This window comes from Limnospira sp. (genome assembly GCF_051859755.1).
Lineage (GTDB): Bacteria > Cyanobacteriota > Cyanobacteriia > Cyanobacteriales > Microcoleaceae > Limnospira > Limnospira fusiformis.
In genome coordinates this window covers 1-873 of sequence record NZ_JBIMLI010000378.1, presented here as the reverse complement: position 1 = coordinate 873, position 873 = coordinate 1, and the positions used below count along the sequence as shown (strand labels likewise).

Sequence of the window (873 nt, the reverse complement as noted above, 5' to 3'; positions counted from 1 at the left end):
CATTATTAGAGTCATATCAACCCATTGGCCAGGGTTCAATGAATTTCCGATCACCAATCTCGCCATAAGCCAGTGAAAACCGATAGCATATTTTACCGCATCTTCCAACAATACCCGCGCAGCTTCTTTGAACTGCTGAACCTTCCTCTCACAGAAGCTGATCAATATCAATTCACCAACCTAGAAGTCAAACAACTCGCCTTTCGCTTAGACGGGTTATTCTTTCCCAGTACCGACAACCCTAGCCAACCCTTTTATCTGACGGAAGTACAATTTCAACCCGACGATGACCTGTACTATCGGATTTTTGCGGAACTTTTCCTCTATCTGCGACAGTATCAACCCCCTTACCCCTGGAGAGTTGTAGTCATCTACCCTAACCGTAACACAGAGCGCGAAAAGTCTCAACACTTTAGCCAAATTCTCAACTCAGAAGCAGTGACCCGCATTTACCTAGACGAGTTGGAAGGCGAAAACGGCTTAGGGGTAGGTATCATTAAGTTAGTAGTCGCATCGGAGTCTGTAGCTATAGAATCAGCCCAACAACTGATTGAACAAGCTCAACAAATACTCCCACCAGCCCCCCTGAGACGCGATATCATTGATTTAATCGAAACTATTGTAGTCTATAAACTACCCCAAGCTAGTCGCGAGGAGATTGCTAGAATGTTAGGATTAACTGATTTAAAACAAACTCGTTTCTATCAAGAAGCCTTTACGGAAGGTCGCCAGGAAGGTCTCCAGGAAGGTCGCGAAGAAATCACGCGAAACATTGTCCTACGTTTGAATAACCTGGGTTATGCTTCGGAAGCGATCGCCGAAATTTTAGGCTTACCTGTTGATGAAATTCTGCCGATTTTAGAAGATTCTAAT

General features: G+C 44.3%; 1 protein-coding gene. It reads left to right on the top strand.

The window, feature by feature from the left end:
• Positions 1–72 precede the first annotated feature (72 nt).
• Positions 73–873 (top strand): Rpn family recombination-promoting nuclease/putative transposase (locus ACTIE0_RS24740; RefSeq protein ID WP_439517064.1); only part of this gene is annotated, 801 nt, incomplete at its 3' end.